The sequence below is a fragment of the Oleiharenicola lentus genome (assembly GCF_004118375.1).
GTDB lineage: Bacteria > Verrucomicrobiota > Verrucomicrobiia > Opitutales > Opitutaceae > Lacunisphaera > Lacunisphaera lenta.
Genome location: NZ_SDHX01000001.1, coordinates 1595306 through 1611017 on the forward strand (window position 1 = coordinate 1595306; position 15712 = coordinate 1611017).

At 65.0% G+C, this 15712-nt stretch carries 14 protein-coding genes; 6 read left to right on the top strand and 8 right to left on the bottom strand.

The annotated features are described in order from the left end of the window. Window positions 1–29: 29 nt before the first annotated feature. Entirely contained in the window at window positions 30–2480 is a 2451-nt protein-coding gene (locus ESB00_RS06665) for an ABC transporter permease (RefSeq protein ID WP_129046935.1), read from the top strand. Between the two features lie 110 nt (window positions 2481–2590). Here ESB00_RS06665 and ESB00_RS06670 read toward each other — a convergent pair whose 3' ends face one another. The 3 genes from ESB00_RS06670 to ESB00_RS20095 are packed head-to-tail and all read right to left on the bottom strand — an operon-like array spanning window position 2591 to window position 4263. Continuing rightward, complete coding sequence (locus ESB00_RS06670; protein ID WP_129046936.1) at window positions 2591–3241, bottom strand: NAD(P)H-dependent oxidoreductase; 651 nt, start codon at window positions 3239–3241, stop codon at window positions 2591–2593. Between the two features lie 25 nt (window positions 3242–3266). Further along, window positions 3267–4100 carry an alpha/beta hydrolase gene (locus tag ESB00_RS06675; RefSeq protein ID WP_129046937.1) on the bottom strand — a complete coding sequence of 278 codons (834 nt, stop codon included), beginning with the start codon at window positions 4098–4100 and terminating at the stop codon, window positions 3267–3269. Window positions 4101–4137: 37 nt separating this feature from the next. Next, entirely contained in the window at window positions 4138–4263 is a 126-nt protein-coding gene (locus tag ESB00_RS20095; protein WP_281278157.1) for a hypothetical protein, read from the bottom strand. A 122-nt stretch (window positions 4264–4385) separates the two neighbouring features. Between ESB00_RS20095 and ESB00_RS19610 the strand changes: the two genes are divergently transcribed. The 5 genes from ESB00_RS19610 to ESB00_RS06695 all read left to right on the top strand — a co-directional run bounded on the left by ESB00_RS19610 (window position 4386) and on the right by ESB00_RS06695 (window position 8854). Next, window positions 4386–5300 (top strand): LysR family transcriptional regulator, encoded by a 915-nt coding sequence (locus tag ESB00_RS19610; protein WP_164976076.1) that lies wholly within the window; start codon window positions 4386–4388, stop codon window positions 5298–5300. A 74-nt stretch (window positions 5301–5374) separates the two neighbouring features. Further along, window positions 5375–6403, top strand: coding sequence for a glycoside hydrolase family 5 protein (locus tag ESB00_RS06685; RefSeq protein WP_129046938.1), 1029 nt, complete (start codon window positions 5375–5377; stop codon window positions 6401–6403). Window positions 6404–6493: 90 nt separating this feature from the next. Further along, window positions 6494–6727: a hypothetical protein gene (locus ESB00_RS06690; protein ID WP_129046939.1), complete on the top strand. Its 234-nt coding sequence runs from the start codon at window positions 6494–6496 to the stop codon at window positions 6725–6727. A 142-nt stretch (window positions 6728–6869) separates the two neighbouring features. Next, window positions 6870–7043 carry a hypothetical protein gene (locus ESB00_RS19615; RefSeq protein ID WP_164976077.1) on the top strand — a complete coding sequence of 58 codons (174 nt, stop codon included), beginning with the start codon at window positions 6870–6872 and terminating at the stop codon, window positions 7041–7043. 272 nt (window positions 7044–7315) lie between these two features. Continuing rightward, window positions 7316–8854 (top strand): M1 family metallopeptidase, encoded by a 1539-nt coding sequence (locus ESB00_RS06695; protein ID WP_164976078.1) that lies wholly within the window; start codon window positions 7316–7318, stop codon window positions 8852–8854. A 3-nt stretch (window positions 8855–8857) separates the two neighbouring features. Here ESB00_RS06695 and ESB00_RS06700 read toward each other — a convergent pair whose 3' ends face one another. The 5 genes from ESB00_RS06700 to purL all read right to left on the bottom strand — a co-directional run bounded on the left by ESB00_RS06700 (window position 8858) and on the right by purL (window position 15579). Beyond that, window positions 8858–10288, bottom strand: coding sequence for an MATE family efflux transporter (locus tag ESB00_RS06700; protein WP_129046941.1), 1431 nt, complete (start codon window positions 10286–10288; stop codon window positions 8858–8860). Between the two features lie 141 nt (window positions 10289–10429). Continuing rightward, window positions 10430–10807 (bottom strand): response regulator, encoded by a 378-nt coding sequence (locus ESB00_RS06705; RefSeq protein ID WP_129046942.1) that lies wholly within the window; start codon window positions 10805–10807, stop codon window positions 10430–10432. Window positions 10808–10875: 68 nt separating this feature from the next. Beyond that, window positions 10876–11085, bottom strand: a complete 210-nt coding sequence (locus ESB00_RS06710; protein WP_129046943.1) for a hypothetical protein — start codon at window positions 11083–11085, stop codon at window positions 10876–10878. Between the two features lie 52 nt (window positions 11086–11137). Then, complete coding sequence (locus ESB00_RS19840) at window positions 11138–11581, bottom strand: SHOCT domain-containing protein (RefSeq protein WP_218938693.1); 444 nt, start codon at window positions 11579–11581, stop codon at window positions 11138–11140. 80 nt (window positions 11582–11661) lie between these two features. Continuing rightward, a complete protein-coding gene (purL, locus tag ESB00_RS06720; protein WP_129046944.1) occupies window positions 11662–15579 on the bottom strand; it encodes a phosphoribosylformylglycinamidine synthase in 3918 nt (1305 codons plus the stop codon). Window positions 15580–15712: the final 133 nt, after the last annotated feature.

The window sequence follows — 15712 nt, forward strand, 5'->3', positions numbered from 1 at the left end:
CGGAGGCGGTTTGCGCGGGTTAAGTCTCCGTGCACTCCCTGTTGTCCCTGGCCGATCTTCGACAAATACTCCGCCGGCTCGCGCGCGAGCGCGGCTTTACGCTGACTGTTTTGCTCACGCTGGCGCTATGTATTGGCGCCAATGTCGCTATTTACGCCGTGGTGGACGCGGTGCTGGTGCGCGCCCTCCCGTATCCCGAGCCCGGGCGGTTGGTGACCACGGTGAACGCTTACCCGGGGGCCGGTGTGGAGCGGGCCGGGGCCTCGTTGCCAAACTACTACGACCGCCGGGAACAGATCAAGGCCTTCGCCTCGACCTCGGTTTGGCAGGGCGGCAACGCCATCATCGGTGGAGCCGGGTCGCCGCAGCGCGTGGATCGCGATCGCGTGTCGCCGGAGTTTTTCGCGACCCTCGGCGTGCCGCTGGCGATGGGACGGACGTTTACCGAGGAGGAAATGTTCTACAAGGACAGCTCCCGGGCCATCCTGACGGACGAGTTCTGGCGCCAGCAGTTCAACGCCGACCCGGAGGTGCTCGGCAAGACCTTCATCGTGGATTCGCTGCCGGTGACGGTTGTCGGCGTGTTACCGCCCGGATTCCGTTATTTTACCAGCAAGGCGCGCTTCTTCGTGCCGCTCGCGTCCGATCCGAAGGACCGCCTGCCCGATCGCCGGCATTCGAACAACATGCAGCTGATCGCCCGACTGGCACCCGGAGCCAGCCTCGCGGTGGCGCAGGAGCAGGTCAACGCGTTGAACGCCCAGCAGGTGGAGGACGATCCCTTCTCCAGCCTGCTCAAGGGGGCGAAATTCCGCACGGATGTGTTCGGTCTGCACGCCGACACGGTGCGAGACATCAAGCCCGTGCTGCTGCTCCTGCAGGGTGGCGTGTTTTTCCTGCTGCTCATCGGCGGCGTTAATCTCGTGAACCTGCTGCTCATCCGCGCCAGCGGTCGCACCAAGGAACTTGCGGTGCGCCAGGCGCTCGGCGCCGGAGCCGGGCATGTGGCGGGCGAGGTCGCCATGGAAACCGTGCTGCTCGCCCTCGGTGGCGGCCTGCTCGGCCTGGCCGTGGGGGCGGCCGGCATCCAGTTGCTGGCGGTTCTTGGCACGGATTACCTGCCGGTCGGCTCGGCGATCGTCTTCGACGCCCGGCTCGCCCTGATCTCGCTCGGTGCCTCGGCGCTGGTGGGACTGCTGCTTTCCCTGCCGATCATCTGGTTCAGCCTGCATGCGCGGCTGGCTTCGGTGCTCCAGACCGAGTCGCGCGGCGGCACCACCAGCCGCGCGGCGCAGCGGGTGCGTCACGGTTTCATCGTCGCCCAAGTCGCGCTGGCCTTCGTGCTGCTCAGCGGCGCCGGGCTGCTGGGGCTCAGCCTGCGCAAGGTCATGAGCACTTCGCCCGGATTCCGTCCCGAACAGGTGCTCACCGGCAACATCGCCCTGCCGTGGAAGGGTTATCCCGAAAACGAGCAGCGCCTCGCCTTCATGGAGCGTCTGCTCACCGAACTGCGGGCCCAGCCCGGAGTGGTGGCGGTCGGCCTGACCGCGGGGCTGCCCATGGGCGGCAACATCAACAACAGCGCCACCACCATCGAGGGTCAGGACCCGGCGCCCGGCGAATCGGTCCGCGCCCACTACATGGCCCCTTCCGCGGGAGAATACTGGCAGGCCATGGGCATTCCGCTGATCGAGGGCCGGTTCCTCGAGGATGCGGACAATCATCGCGACCTGCGCGTTTGCCTCGTGGACCAGGATTTTGCCCGGCGCTATTGGCCGGGCTCGAGCCCGCTGGGCCGGCGTCTGTCCGCCAATCCCAAGTTTGATGAGAAGGAGGCCTTCACGATCGTCGGCGTCGTGGGCAACGTGAAGCAACGCGAGCTGGCCGAGACCAATGCCCAGGGCGCGATCTACTTTCCGATGAAGGGGAATTACACGCCCAACGGTTTCTCCGTCGTGCTGCGCACCGCCATGGAGCCGACCGCCTTGGCGCCGATGCTCCAGAAGGTCGTGCTGAAACTGGATCCGGAGCTGCCGGTGGATGAACTGAAGCCGATGCAGGCGTGGATTGACGAGAGCATGGTTGCCCGGCGCTCGCCGGCCCTGCTCGCGATCATCTTTGCGGCGGTGGCGCTCGTGCTCGCCGCGGTCGGCACCTATGGCGTGCTGGCCTACGCCGTGAACCAGCGTCGGCGCGAGATCGGTGTGCGCATGGCACTCGGGGCCCAACCCGGCCAAGTGTTGGCCCAGTTCCTCGGTCTCGGGGCCAGACTGCTGGCCGCCGGCGTTGTGCTCGGGGCGCTAGGCGCCTGGGGTGCCGGCAAGGCCATGCAGAAACTGCTTTTCGGTGTGGGAGCGGTGCATCCCGGCGTGCTCGTGGCCACTGCGGCGGTCATGATGATGGTGGTGCTGCTGGCCACCTTCCTGCCGTCGCGCCGCGCCTCGCGCGTGTCGCCGATCGAGGCGCTGCGGGATGATTGAGGCCGCGCCAGCGGCCAAGTAGCAAGTAACAAGGATCAAGACGGAGCGTGGAGTCCGGGGCTTCTTGTTACCTGATACTTGGAATTTGTCACTTAGCCGGCTTGTCGGGGCTACACGTGGACAACGACTTCCTCGCGTGGGAAGCGGACCTTGGGCGCGGTTGCGTATTTGTCGCCGGCTTTCCGGTAGCCGAGGGCGGCGATGACCGAGGCAGTCAGGCCGCGGACCTTGAGGCCGAGGATGTCGTCGTAGCGATGACGCTCAAAGCCCTCCATCGGCGCGGCGTCGATGCCGAGCAGAGCGGCGCTGGTGACGAGATTGCCGAGGGCGATGTAGGTCTGGTTAGTCGCCCAGTTGCGACGGGCGGTTTCGTCCATGCCCTGCACGACAGAACGCATGGCCATGGTGCGCAGGCCGTCGAGCGATTCAACCGGCACGCCGCGGATCTTCGCAGCCTGTCGGATGTGGGCGTCCACGTCGGCCTCCGAGTAGTTGGCCTTGGTGGCGAAGACGACGAGGTGCGAGGCGTCAACGACCTGCGGTTGGCCGTAAGAGGCGAGCAGGAGCTGGGCGCGCACTTCCGGGTCGTCCACCACGAGGAACGCCCAGGGCTGGAGGCCGATGCTGGAAGGCGTGAGGACAAGCGCCTCTTCGAGCGCGGCCCAGTCTTGGGCGGAGATTTTCTTGGTGGGATCGAACTGCTTGGTGGCGTAGCGCCAGTTGAGCTGCTCGATGAGTTGGGAGCGGTTGATGGTGTTCATGAATGAGGAAGGCAGGACAGTGGTTTCAGGCGGCCCGGAGCAGAGCGGCGGGGGTTGCGTGGCTGAGCGCCCAATCGAGCGCGTAGGCGGCGACTTCCTCCCAGCCGGCCTCGCCGATGATGAAATGGCTGCGGCCGGCGAACTCCTGGTATTCCGTCACCGCGGACGAGTGGCGGTATTTCCGGAAATTCTTCCGGTTAAGGGACGCGGGCATGATCACGTCGTTCTCGCCGCCGATGAAGAGGAGCGGAGCGCGGTTGGAGTTGCGGAAGTCGATCGCCGCGAGCGAGCCGGGCGTGAAGTTGGATAGGGCGGCGTCGAAGATGGCCTTGCCGGGCGCCGGGATGGCGTAGCGGGCGTAGGCGGCACGGGCCTCGGTCTCGCTCAGGCTGTTGGCGAAGACCCTCCACCAGCGGGCGAAAGGGAACAGGTAAGTGCCCTGCACGTTGAACGGGTTGGCCAGCGCCGGAGTCAGTGCCTCGTAGGTCGAGAAGGGCAGAAGCTTGATGCCCTTGGCCGAAACCGAGTCGATGGCGACGCCGGCGGCTCCGAGGCCGCGGTCGATCAGGATCTGGGTGATGAGGCCGCCATAGGAGTGGCCCACGATGATGGGCTTTTCGGGCAGAGCCTCGATGATTTTGGTGTAGTGGGCGACGACCTGCTCAAGACCGGTGCCGTTGAAGCTGGAGGCGTCGCGCTGCATGTCCTCGACCTCGCCCTTGAGGCCGGGCCAGGCCGGGGCAAGGACGCGGTAACCGCGGGCTTCGTAGTAGCCCTGGAATTTCTCCCAGGAGCGGGGCGTCACCCACAGGCCGTGAATGAGGACGATGGTTTTGGAGGAAGGGAGCGTGGAGTTCATGGAGTGAGACGTTGGAAATGGTGGTTGGACGGAAGAATCAGCGGGAAAGGGTGTCGCGGTCGTCGGACTCGACGGGGATGGCCTGGCGGTTTTCGTCGGCGGGCGTGTCGTCCAAGACCAGGAGAAAGGTGAGGGCGGCGAGGGTGAGGGTGGCGGCGAGCATCGGAGGGTTTCGGTTGAGTGGTTCGTTGTCGGAGTGACGTGAGAATATCCGAAAGCTGCCGAACTGCCCAATGCCGTGTTTTTGGCCTCGCTCATACTTTTGGTAATACCCAGCGTCGGCGCATGGAACTGCGTCACCTGCGCTACTTCGCCGCCGTCGCGGCGCACGGGAGCTTCAGCCGGGCGGCCCACAACCTGCACCTGACGCAGCCGGCGCTGAGCCGGCAGGTGAAGGATCTGGAGGACGAGCTCGGCGTGCCGCTGTTTGTGCGCGGGACGAACGCCGTCACGTTGACCGAGGCGGGGGAGATCTTCTACGAGGAGGCGCGCGATCTGCTCGCCCGTGCGGATCAGGCCATCCAGCGCGTGCGCGGCGAGGCGAAGAGCGAGGTGTTGCGCGTAGGCTACGGGCCGTCGCTGACGGCGGGCATCATGCCCAAGGCCCTCGAACGCTTCCAGGCGGCGGTGCCGCGCGTGCGCATCGAACTGGAGGACCTGGCGCCAAAGGAGATCGCCGACAAGGTCGCGGCCGGCCTGCTCGACCTCGTGATCGCTCCGGCCAGCATCACGACGATGATTCGCGGTTTCCAGTGGTCGGAGATCCGCCGGATGTCGCTGGTGCTCGTCGTGGGCAAGGATCACCCGCTGGCGAAACTGACCAAGGTGCCGCCGAAGCGGCTCAAAGGCGTGCCGCTGCACGGTCTCGGGCGGGTGAATTTCCCCGATTACGTCAGCTGGATGCGGGCGGTGCTCAAGCCGTTTGGCGTCACGCCCGACTTCACGGTGCTGGTCAACGACGGCGTGACGACCATGTTTGCCGGACTCGAGGCGAGCAATGGTGCGACGATCCTGACCGACGGCGTGGCGGGGGTGCTGCCGCGATCGCTCGAGATGCGGCCGTTTTCGCCCGCATTGCCCGACGTGGTGATCATGGCCGGGTTGCCGGCCGACCGGCCCAATGCCCACGCGGAGACCTTCACCCGTTTGCTGCGGGAAGAGGCGGAACGGATCAAGGGTCGCGCCAAGTCCATCGTGTGACGGCGCGGACGGTTGCGCCGCTGACGAATCGCGCCACCGTGGCGGACATGAGGCCCCGACATACCCCTTGGCTAATGGTTTGGCTGCTCTGCCTTGCACCGCAGGCCGGTGCCCAAACCGCCCCCGCATCCTTCAGTGCCCCGCCCGCCGGGGCCAAGGCGACCGTCACGCTCCCGGTGATCGCGGTCAAAGGCAACCGCTTCGTCAACCCGCAGGGGGAGACGGTTGTGTTTCGCGGTCTCGCGACGTCAGACCCGGCTGAGTTGGTGAAAAAGGGACAGTGGGGACGGCGCTATTTCGAAGAGGCGAAGAAGTGGAACGCCAACGTCGTGCGGATTCCCGTGCATCCGGCGGACTGGCGCCGGGTAGGGGAGGCGGAATACCTGAAGCTGCTCGACGAGGCCGTGCAGTGGTCCGGCGAACTCGGCCTTTATGTGATCATCGACTGGCATACCATCGGCAACCTGCTCACCGGCGTCTATCATACGCCACGCTATCTCACGTCGCGCGACGAGACGTTCCGCTTTTGGTATGCCATTGCCGAGCGCTACAAAAACAACCCGACGGTCGCGATGTATGAGCTCTACAACGAGCCCACCAACCGCGACGGCCACATGGGCCCCCTGCCGTGGGCCGATTACCGGCGCTTCATCGAGGACCTCACCTCCATGATCCAGTCCATCAACCCGCGCGCCATCGTGCTCGTGGCGGGTTTCAACTGGGGCTACGACCTCTCGCAGGTCCGCTACGATCCGGTCCGGGCTGCCAACGTGGCCTACGTGACGCATCCCTACCCGCAGAAGCGACGCGAAAACTGGGAGGCCAACTGGCAGCGCGATTGGGGCGACGTGGCCGCCCGGTACCCGATCGTGGCCACGGAATTCGGGTTCATGCAGGCAGGCGATCGCGGCGCCCATGTGCCCGTGATTGGCGACGAGACCTATGGCGAGGCGATCATCACCTTCTTTGAGAAGCGTGGCATTTCCTGGACGCCCTGGGTTTTTGATGTCGAGTGGACCCCCAATTTGCTCGAGGACTGGAATTATACGCCCACGCGGCAGGGGCGATTCTTTCGCGCCAAAATGCAGGAGTTGAACAAGTGAAAGGGAGCTGGGCCGCGGTCGGGGGAAATTTTTCGTTTAGGACGGGAAAGCTGATCCCGGTTGGCCTGATTTAGGCTTCAAGGTGGTTTCATGGAGCCGACGATCACCCCTGATGTCCCGACGACCTCGAAGCCCATTTGCATCGGTCTGACCTGCTGGCGTTGGCAGAAAACCAAAACCCAGGCGATCATCAGTCTCGGCCAGAAGCTCGGGGTGAAGGTACAATTAACGGAGCGGATCGAGGGATTGCGGCGACACATTGAAGCCCAGGTGACCGGCCAAAACACCGACCGTTTTATCGGCGAGTTTGTGCGGCACTGCTGAACCGGATAGGACTTTTGGGGGTGACGAATCTGTTAATCTCTCATGACACAATGAGGGAAATTTCTGCCGGCAAGCCGTTTGCATCAGCAAAATAATGGTTTATTAATATAAACAACAGGCATTTACGTGCTTCGTGGCATTTATGGAACTGCAAATGCAACAAGTGGGGCAGTCACCCCACCTCATGCTCACTCTTTGCCTAGTTGCCCTTGGTCTTTCGATGACCGTCTTTGCCTTCACTTTCCGTGATGCCGAGGATGGTTATCAGGATGAAGGTGGCTTTCACGACGGCTCCAAAGGCGACGTCGAGCTCTGAGCCGAGTTTGCCGGCGGAAATCCGCTGATGTGTTGGCCTCAGCGGCTTGGGTTGGGGGGCGTTGACTCGCTATTCGTCGCCGCTATCGAAAGGGCATGGTTTTTCAAAAGCGTTTGGTGGGTGGCATCATCTGGTCAGTGTTGAGCGCGTTGGTTTTGACGGGTTGTCAAACGCCACCCAAGACAGCCGAAAAGCCACCGCGAACCGCTTCCGAGGATTCGGGAGCGCCACCGGCTCCCGAGCAGACGGCTTACGACCTTCGTCACGTCGACTTGGCGCTGCAGATTTTCCCGGACAAGAAGGCCATCGCTGGTCATGCCACCATCACCGCCGTGGTGAAGGCTCCGCTCGACTGGCTGGTGTTGGACCTTGATCCGAGGCTCACGGTGAGTGGGGTGCGGCTGGCGGCAGGAGAGTCGGTGCCGCAGGTTGCGCGTTTTGAGCGTCGCGGTCCGCGGCTTTGGATCGCGCTCGGCATCACTCAACCGGTGGGCACGACGCTGAAGGCCACGGTCGCGTATGCCGGCGCACCCCGAGCCGCCGTGCGCGCGCCATGGGACGGTGGCTTCAGCTGGGACCGGACCAAGGACGGCCAGCCGTGGATCGCCACTTCCTGCCAGGGCGAGGGCGCCGATCTTTGGTGGCCCTGCAAGGACCATCCCTCCGACAAACCCGACTCCTTCACGCTGCGCATCCGGGTGCCCCAGCCGCTGGTCGTGGCCACCAACGGCCGCCTGGTCGAGGTCCTGCCGCACGACGACGGCACTCGCACCTATCACTGGCACACGGACTATCCGATCAACAACTACGGTGTGGCGCTCAACATCGCGCCCTACGACACCGTGACCGGCACCTACACCAGCGTCACCGGCGAGCAGGTTCCGATGACCTACTGGGTATTGCCGGAGAACAAGGCCGCCGGGGAAAAGATTTTCCCGGAGTTCATGGAGCATTTGAATTTCTACGAGCGTACCCTCGGACCCTATCCCTTTCGCGGCGAAAAATACGGCGTCGCCGAGACCCCGCACCTCGGCATGGAACACCAGTCCATCATCGCCTACGGCAACAAATACAAGGGCGGTGCCCACGGCTATGACTGGTTGCACCACCACGAGCTTGGCCACGAGTGGTGGGCCAACCTCGTGTCGGTCGCCGACTGGCGCGACTTTTGGATCCACGAGGGCCTCTGCACCTACATGCAGGCGCTCTACGCCGAGGAGCGCGAAGGTGCGATGGCCTACCACCACGCGATGTATGACAACCGCCGCCGCATCAAGAATGAGAATCCCGTCGTGCCGCCCGACACCGCCTCAATGCAACAGATGGACGACAAGCTCGGCAACGAGGTCTATTTCAAGGGCTCGTGGATCGTCCACATGCTGCGTTATCAGATTGGAGCCGGCCAGACGCGCGAGGTGCTGCGCCGCTTTGCCTATCCGCCGGAACTCGGCGACCGGCCGAAGGACGGCCGCGCCGGACGCATCGTCAACTCCGACGATTTCGTCCGGACCGCCAACGCCGTCGCCGGGCGCGATCTCAGCTGGTTCTTCAATTTCTACCTCTACCAGCCCAAGCTGCCGAAACTCCTTTCCTCCATCGAAGGCGACAAGCTCGTGCTGAAATGGGAGGTGCCCGAAAATTATCCTTTCCCGATGCCCGTCGAGGTGGAGGTGGACGGACGCCTTGAGCGCATCGAAATGCCCGGCGGTCGGGCCGAGCTTGACGCCGCTCGTTATAGCCGGGCCAAGCTCGATCCCAATCTCTGGATCCTGAAGGAAACGCGGATGATGTCGGTTCAGCCGCCGCACTGAGGCTCAGACTTTCTGCTCCTTCCACTTGCCGCGCCGGAACAGCACGGCGCTCCAGACCGTGAGCGCGGTGAACGACACCGGCACGGCGATATAGACGCCCAGCGGGCCGAGTCCGGCCGGTCCCGACAGCAGCCACGCCAGCGGCACCTGGCCGAGCCAGAGGCAGAAGAAGTTGAGCCGCGTCGGCGTCCAGGTGTCGCCCGAGCCGTTGAAGGTTGCCTCCAGGCACATGCCCGCCGCGTAGAGCGGGAAGGCCAGGCTGATGATCCAGAGTGCGCGCACGGCTTCAGGGAACACCTCAGGGTCGCTGGTGAACAGCCCGACGATGAGCCGTGAGCACACGATGAACACCAGCCCGACGGCGCCGAGGAACATGACATTGTAGCGCACGGCGATGCGGATGGATTCCTCGGCGCGCTCCGGGCTTTTGGCACCCAAGTTCTGCCCCACGAGCGTCGCGCCGGCGTTGGCCAGGCCCCAGGCCGGCATCAGGGCGAAGATGACCACGCGAATCGCGATGGTGTAGCCGGCCAGCACGGGACTGCCGAAGACGGCCAGGATCTTGAACAGGCCGACCCAGCTGGTGGTAGCAATGAGCAGCTGGGCAATGCCGTTGCCCGAGGTTTTCAGGATCGTGACCAGCGATTCACGGTGCGGCAGGAAGTCGGCCAAATGGATGCGCACGCGTCCGGCCCGCGTCGTGAGGTGCCAGACCTGATAGAGCACGCCGACGCCGCGCCCGATGTTCGTGGCCACGGCGGCGCCCGCGACGCCCATCTCCGGAAACGGTCCCCAGCCGAAGATGAAGCACGGATCGAGAATGATGTTCAGGGCGTTGGCCAGCCAGAGCGTGCGCATGGCGATAACCGCGTCACCCGCGCCGCGGAAGACGGCGTTGATCAGGAAAATCAGGAAGACCGTGGCGTTGCCGCCGAACATGATACGGGCATAGCCGGTGCCGAGACCGACGACTTCAGGGCTGGCGCCCATCAGACGCAGGATGTCGTCGGCGAACCAGCCCATGACGACACCCATGCCCGCGGCGATGCTGGCTCCCAGCACGATGATCTGTCCGGCGGCCTGCGCGGCGAGGGTAGGGTTGTTCTCGCCGATGCGCCGGGCGACAATGGCCGTGGCGGCGAAAGAGATGCCGATGGCCACGGCGTAAATCAGCGACATGACCGACTCGGTCAGTCCGACTACGGCGACGGCCTCGCTGCCAAGGCGCGAAACCCAGAACACGTCCACGACGGCGAACAGCGACTCCATGGACATTTCCAACACCATGGGCACGGCGAGGAGCAGCACCGCGCGATTGAGCGGCAGAGTGGTGAAGTCGCTGTGCGTGCCTTTGATGGCCTGCCAGACGCTCCGCCAAAACGTGGTCGGAGCGCCGGCCTCGGGCGCGGCGGGTGGGGGCGTGGGTTCGGTCATGGAGCGTGGAGAGTCCGATTATAGGGCCGGCGACTGACAGCGTGCTGTCAGCAAGGTTTCACGCCAGCCAACATCTTCCCTACGGATGGGCGGCCGCGGGGCGGACAACCGGGCAAAAGACGGACGCCTCCAGGCGCGGACTCAGGCGGGCTTCAGCGGCAGCACGGCCTGCACCGCTTCGAGCAGCCTGGCTTCGGAGAAGGGCTTCAGCAGGGTGCCCGCAACGCCCAATTCGGCGATCCGGCCGGCGACGGTGTGGTCGGCCGGCGAAGTCAGCATGATCACCGGGATGGCGGCCAACTCGGGCTTGGACTTGAGCATTTCCAGCATTTCAAGGCCGTTCATGATCGGCATGCTCACATCGAGCAGGATGAGGTCGGGCAGCGCCTTCTCCATCGCGAAGAGCGCATTGTAGCCGTTGCTGGCTTCGGCCGTCTGGCAGGCGAACGGCCGCAGCGCTTTTTCAGCGAGCAGCCGCACGGCTTTGGCATCATCAACGGTAAGTATGGTGGGGCGCACCCGGTCAAGGGATGCGGTTTTGCCCCGTGGTTAAACACAAATCTGGCCGGGCGGGCCGGACGAGCGGGTCAGGCCTTGGCCGGGCTGCCAAGCAGGCGGGCGGGCAGGAACAGCAGGGCCTTGATGAAGGCGAAGAGCGCACCCACGCACAGGCCGGCCAGCCGGAAGGGCAGGGCAAGCAGCCACAGCAGCGGGGCCAAAACCAATGCAAGCAGCGCCAGCGGCCAGCAGAGCACGAGCAGCACGCACCAGACAAAGAAGACGCCGATGACTTTCATGCCTTAATAACCCGGCCGGCCGGGAAAAGTTGCAGGCCGGCTGCGGCGGATTTCAGAAGCGGTTCAGCAGTTTCTGCTTCAACGCATCGAATTCGGCGTCGGTCAGCAGGCCCTGCTTGCGCAGGGCGTCCAGCTTGGTGAGTTCGGCACCCAACTCGTCCGTGGTCATGGGCTTGGGTGGGACAGGGGCCGCGGTTGGGCCTGGTGTCAGTTCCGCATCGCCGGGCGCCAGGGCCTTGAAACGGAGGGTGACCTGGGCGAATTCGCCGACGAGATATTGGTTTTTGTCCTCCTGGACCGAGACCACCTTCATGGTCTTGCCGTCCTTGGCGCAGAAGTCCGTTGCGGCCTTCAGGGCCTGTTCCTTCAACTTGTCCGTGTTGCGGGTGAACTTATGGGTCGCCTTGACGGATACTTTGAAGACGCCGTCCTCTGCCGCGGTGACAGGTAACACGTTTGCCGCCCACGCCGCATTTGAGACCAGCAGCACGATCATGACCAACAGCCGGGCGGGGCGCATGTTCATGGTCCCATGGTTCCGCTAACCGCCTCTCCGGTCAAGTCCGGCAGGTGCGGTCAACCCACCCAACTCCGGGCGTTGTAGAACAGCTGCATCCAGGGGCTGTCCTCGCTCCAGTCCTTTGGCGACCAGCTCATGCAGGCGCTGCGGAAGACGCGCTCGGGGTGGGGCATCATGATCGTGACGCGGCCGGAAGGGGTCGTGAGCGCGGTCATGCCGAAGGGCGAACTGTTCGGGTTCAGCGGATAGACCTCCGTCGGCTGGTGGTGATTGTCCACAAACCGGGCGGCAACGAGGCCGGAGGCGCTGAAGGCGGCGGCCGCGGCGGTGTCGGGGAACTCGGCGTAACCCTCGCCGTGGGCGACGGCGATCGGGATGACGGAGCCTTCCATGCCGCGGAACAGGACGCTCGGGCTCTTCTCGATCTTCAGGGAAACGAACCGGCCCTCGTAGCGCTCGGACTTGTTCTGCACGAAACGAGGCCAGTGCTCCGCGCCGGGGATAATCGTCTTGAGGTTGCTGACCATCTGGCAGCCGTTGCATACGCCGAGGGCAAAGGCGTCCTCGCGGGCGAAGAAGGCGGCAAACTCGGAGCGGGCGCGGTCGTTGAAGAGCGCGCTCTTGGCCCAGCCTTCGCCGGCGCCGAGCACGTCGCCGTAGCTGAAACCGCCGCAGGCCGCGAGGCCGCGGAAGTCCTTGAGCGAGACGCGGCCGGCGAGGATGTCCGTCATGTGGACATCCACCGCGCGGAAGCCGGCGCGGGTGAAGGCCGCGGCCATCTCGACCTCGCCGTTCACGCCCTGCTCGCGAAGGATCGCAACCTTGGGCGGAGAAACCTGAGACCTGAGACCTGAAACCTGAGTGGCGGCGGCCTTGATATCGAAAGTGACAACCGGACGGATGCCGGGATTCTTCGGGTCGAGTCGGACCTGGTGTTCCTGCTCGGCGTGCGCGGGGTTGTCGCGCAAGGTGGCGATGCGACGCGTGACGTCGGACCAGATGGCGCGGAGGGCGAAGAGGTTTTCCTCGACGAGCACCTCGCCATTCTGGGTGACGCGGAACGAGTGGTCGGGGTTGAGCGTGCCGAGCCGCGAAACACATGCTTTCAGGCCGTGCGAGCGGAAGGCGAGCAGCACGTCGTCGAGGTCCGACTCGCGGACTTGCACGACGGCGCCGAGTTCCTCGTTGAAGAGGGCGGCGAACGGCTCGTGCAGGTGTGGAATCTCGAGGCTCACCCCGGTGTGGCCGGCGAAGGCCATCTCGACGGCGGTGGCGAGCAGGCCGCCGTCGGAGCGGTCGTGGTAGGCGAGGAGCTTTTGTTCGCGGCCGAGCTGCTGGATGACGTTCCAGAAATTCTTCAGGTCTGTCGCGCTGTCCACGTCAGGCGTGGCTTCGCCCATCTGCGAGACGACCTGGGCGAGGATCGAACCGCCGAGACGGTTCTTTCCGCGGCCAAGGTCGATGAGCAGGAGGACGGTCTCGTCGAGCTGCTGCAGCTGCGGCGTGAGCGTGAGCCGGATGTCGGTGACGGGCGAGAACGCGGAGACAATGAGCGAAATCGGGGCGGTGATGCGTTTCTGCTGCTCACCGTCCTTCCAGACGGTGCTCATGCTCATCGAGTCCTTGCCGACGGGGATCGTGATGCCAAGGGCGGGGCAGAGTTCCATACCGACGGCCTGCACGGCGGCGTAGAGGTCGGCGGCGTCACCGGGGACCGCGGGCGCGGCCATCCAGTTGGCGCTCAGGTTGACCTTGCCGAGGTCGCCGATCTGGGCGGCGGCGAGATTGGTGAGCGCCTCGCCGACGGCGAGGCGGGCCGAGGCGGCGGCGTTGTTGACGGCGACGGGCGTACGTTCGCCCATGGCCATGGCCTCGCCGGTGTAAACGTCGAAGGTCGCGGCGGTGACCGCGCAGTCGGCGACGGGCACCTGCCAGGGACCGACCATCTGGTCGCGCGCGATCAGGCCGCCGAGCGTGCGGTCGCCGATGGAGATGAGGAAGGTCTTGTCGGCGACGGCCGGGTGCGAGAGCACGCGGCGGACGGCTTCCTTAAGGGTCAGATCGCGGAGATCGAGCGGCTGCTGCGGACGCGGGAGGGAGGATTCCTTCCGATGCATGCGCGGCGGTTTACCGAGCAGGACCTCGAGCGGCAGGTCGATGGGCGTGTTCTTGAAATGCGGATCTTCGACGACGAGTTTCTTTTCTTCGGTCGCCTCGCCGACGATGGCGTAGGGCGCGCGCTCGCGGGCGCAGAGAGCCTTGAAGGTCTCGATGCGGTCGGCCGGGATGGCGAGGACGTAGCGCTCCTGCGACTCGTTGCACCAGAGTTCGAGCGGGGACATGCCCGGCTCGTCGTTGGGGAGCTTGCGCAGGTCGAATTTGCCGCCGCGGCCACCGTCGTTGACGAGCTCCGGCAGGGCGTTCGACACGCCGCCGGCACCGACGTCGTGGATAAAGGCGATGGGGTTGTCGGCGCCGAGCGCCCAGCAACGGTCGATGACCTCCTGGCAGCGGCGTTCCATTTCGGCGTTGTCACGCTGCACGCTGGCGAAGTCGAGGTCCTCACTGCCGTGACCGCTGGCCATGGAGCTGGCTGCGCCGCCGCCGAGGCCGATGAGCATGGCGGGGCCACCAAGCACGACGAGTTTGTCGCCCGGGTTGATCGCGCCTTTCTGGACATGGTCGCCGCGGATGTTGCCGAGGCCGCCGGCGAGCATGATGGGCTTGTGGTAGCCGCGGAGTTCAGAGCCGTTGGCGCCCGGGACCTGCTGCTCGAAGGTGCGGAAATAGCCGTTGATGGCGGGCCGGCCAAACTCGTTGTTGAACGCGGCGCCGCCGAGCGGGCCCTCGATCATGATGTCGAGCGCGGAGACGATGCGGCCGGGTTTGCCGAAGTCTTTTTCCCACGGCTGGATCGCGCCGGGAATGCGCAGGTTTGAAACGGAGAATCCAACAAGGCCGGCCTTGGGCTTGCCGCCGCGGCCGGTCGCGCCTTCGTCACGGATCTCGCCGCCGGAGCCGGTGGCGGCGCCGGGGAAGGGCGAGATCGCAGTCGGGTGGTTGTGCGTCTCGACCTTGCAGAGGATGTGGATGTCCTCCTGTGACGAAACGTAGTCGTTGGTGCGCGGATCGGCGTAGAAGCGTCCGCCTTTTGAGCCCACCAGCACGGCGGCGTTGTCCTTGTAGGCGGACAGGATGCCGTCGCGGTGCAGCTGGTAGGTGTTCTTGATCATCTGGAACAGCGACTTGTCCTTGGCGGAGCCGTCGATATCCCAGGTGGCGTTGAAGATCTTGTGGCGGCAGTGCTCGGAGTTGGCCTGCGCGAACATCATCAGCTCGATGTCGTGTGGATCGCGGCCGAGTTTGGTGAAGGCGGCGACCAGGTAGTCGATCTCGTCCTCGGCGAGCGCGAGGCCGAGGTCCTTGTTGGCCGCGACCAGCGCGGCGCGTCCGCCGGCGAGTACGGGCACGCTGGTCATCGGCTGCGGTTCCTTGTGCCGGAAGAGCGCGGCACAGGCCGGCAGGTCGCCGAAGACCACCTGCGTCATGCGGTCGTAGATTTTCGACTGGAGCTTCTTCAGCTCCGCGGCGGACAGCGGGGAAAACGGAAAGCGCGACCCCGGCGGATCAATGTCGAAGGTGTAGGCGACGACGCGCTCGATGCGCCGGACGGCGGTGAGGCCGCAAAGGTGGGCGATGTCGGTGGCTTTGGAGGACCACGGCGAGATGGTGCCGGGCCGTGGGGCCACGATCTGCTCCATGCCCTCCAGTTTCACGGTCGCGCGGGTGGGGCCGTAGGTCAGGAGTTTTTCCAGCACCGCTTGCTGCGCGGCGCTTAGTTCGCCGTCCACCTCGGCCACATGCACAAAGTCGGCATTGACGGCCTTCACGGAGAGGCCCGCGGCGACGAGGTCCGCCAAGAGTTTTTGGAGCCGGAAGGAGGAGAGGGCAGGTGAGCCGCGAAGGATCAGCATGGTCTTAAAGCGCGATGTTCACAAACGGCCCCGGCGCGTCAAGCGGGGTAACGGGCATACCCGCACAGCCGCGGGTTTTTGCAGGGTTCTCGGCAGTTTCCGAGTCACTTCCGCGGGCAAACCGAGAAAGCCG

What these genes read in the sequence shown, in the direction of transcription:
- ESB00_RS06670 (WP_129046936.1), bottom strand. Translation starts at nt 3,241, where the DNA reads ATGAACACCATCAACCGCTCCCAACTCATCGAGCAGCTCAACTGGCGC.
- ESB00_RS06675 (WP_129046937.1), bottom strand. Translation starts at nt 4,100, where the DNA reads ATGAACTCCACGCTCCCTTCCTCCAAAACCATCGTCCTCATTCACGGC.
- ESB00_RS20095 (WP_281278157.1), bottom strand. Translation starts at nt 4,263, where the DNA reads ATGCTCGCCGCCACCCTCACCCTCGCCGCCCTCACCTTTCTCCTGGTC.
- ESB00_RS19610 (WP_164976076.1), top strand. Translation starts at nt 4,386, where the DNA reads ATGGAACTGCGTCACCTGCGCTACTTCGCCGCCGTCGCGGCGCACGGG.
- ESB00_RS06685 (WP_129046938.1), top strand. Translation starts at nt 5,375, where the DNA reads ATGGTTTGGCTGCTCTGCCTTGCACCGCAGGCCGGTGCCCAAACCGCC.
- ESB00_RS06690 (WP_129046939.1), top strand. Translation starts at nt 6,494, where the DNA reads ATGGAGCCGACGATCACCCCTGATGTCCCGACGACCTCGAAGCCCATT.
- ESB00_RS19615 (WP_164976077.1), top strand. Translation starts at nt 6,870, where the DNA reads ATGGAACTGCAAATGCAACAAGTGGGGCAGTCACCCCACCTCATGCTC.
- ESB00_RS06700 (WP_129046941.1), bottom strand. Translation starts at nt 10,288, where the DNA reads ATGACCGAACCCACGCCCCCACCCGCCGCGCCCGAGGCCGGCGCTCCG.
- ESB00_RS06710 (WP_129046943.1), bottom strand. Translation starts at nt 11,085, where the DNA reads ATGAAAGTCATCGGCGTCTTCTTTGTCTGGTGCGTGCTGCTCGTGCTC.
- ESB00_RS19840 (WP_218938693.1), bottom strand. Translation starts at nt 11,581, where the DNA reads ATGATCGTGCTGCTGGTCTCAAATGCGGCGTGGGCGGCAAACGTGTTA.
- purL (WP_129046944.1), bottom strand. Translation starts at nt 15,579, where the DNA reads ATGCTGATCCTTCGCGGCTCACCTGCCCTCTCCTCCTTCCGGCTCCAA.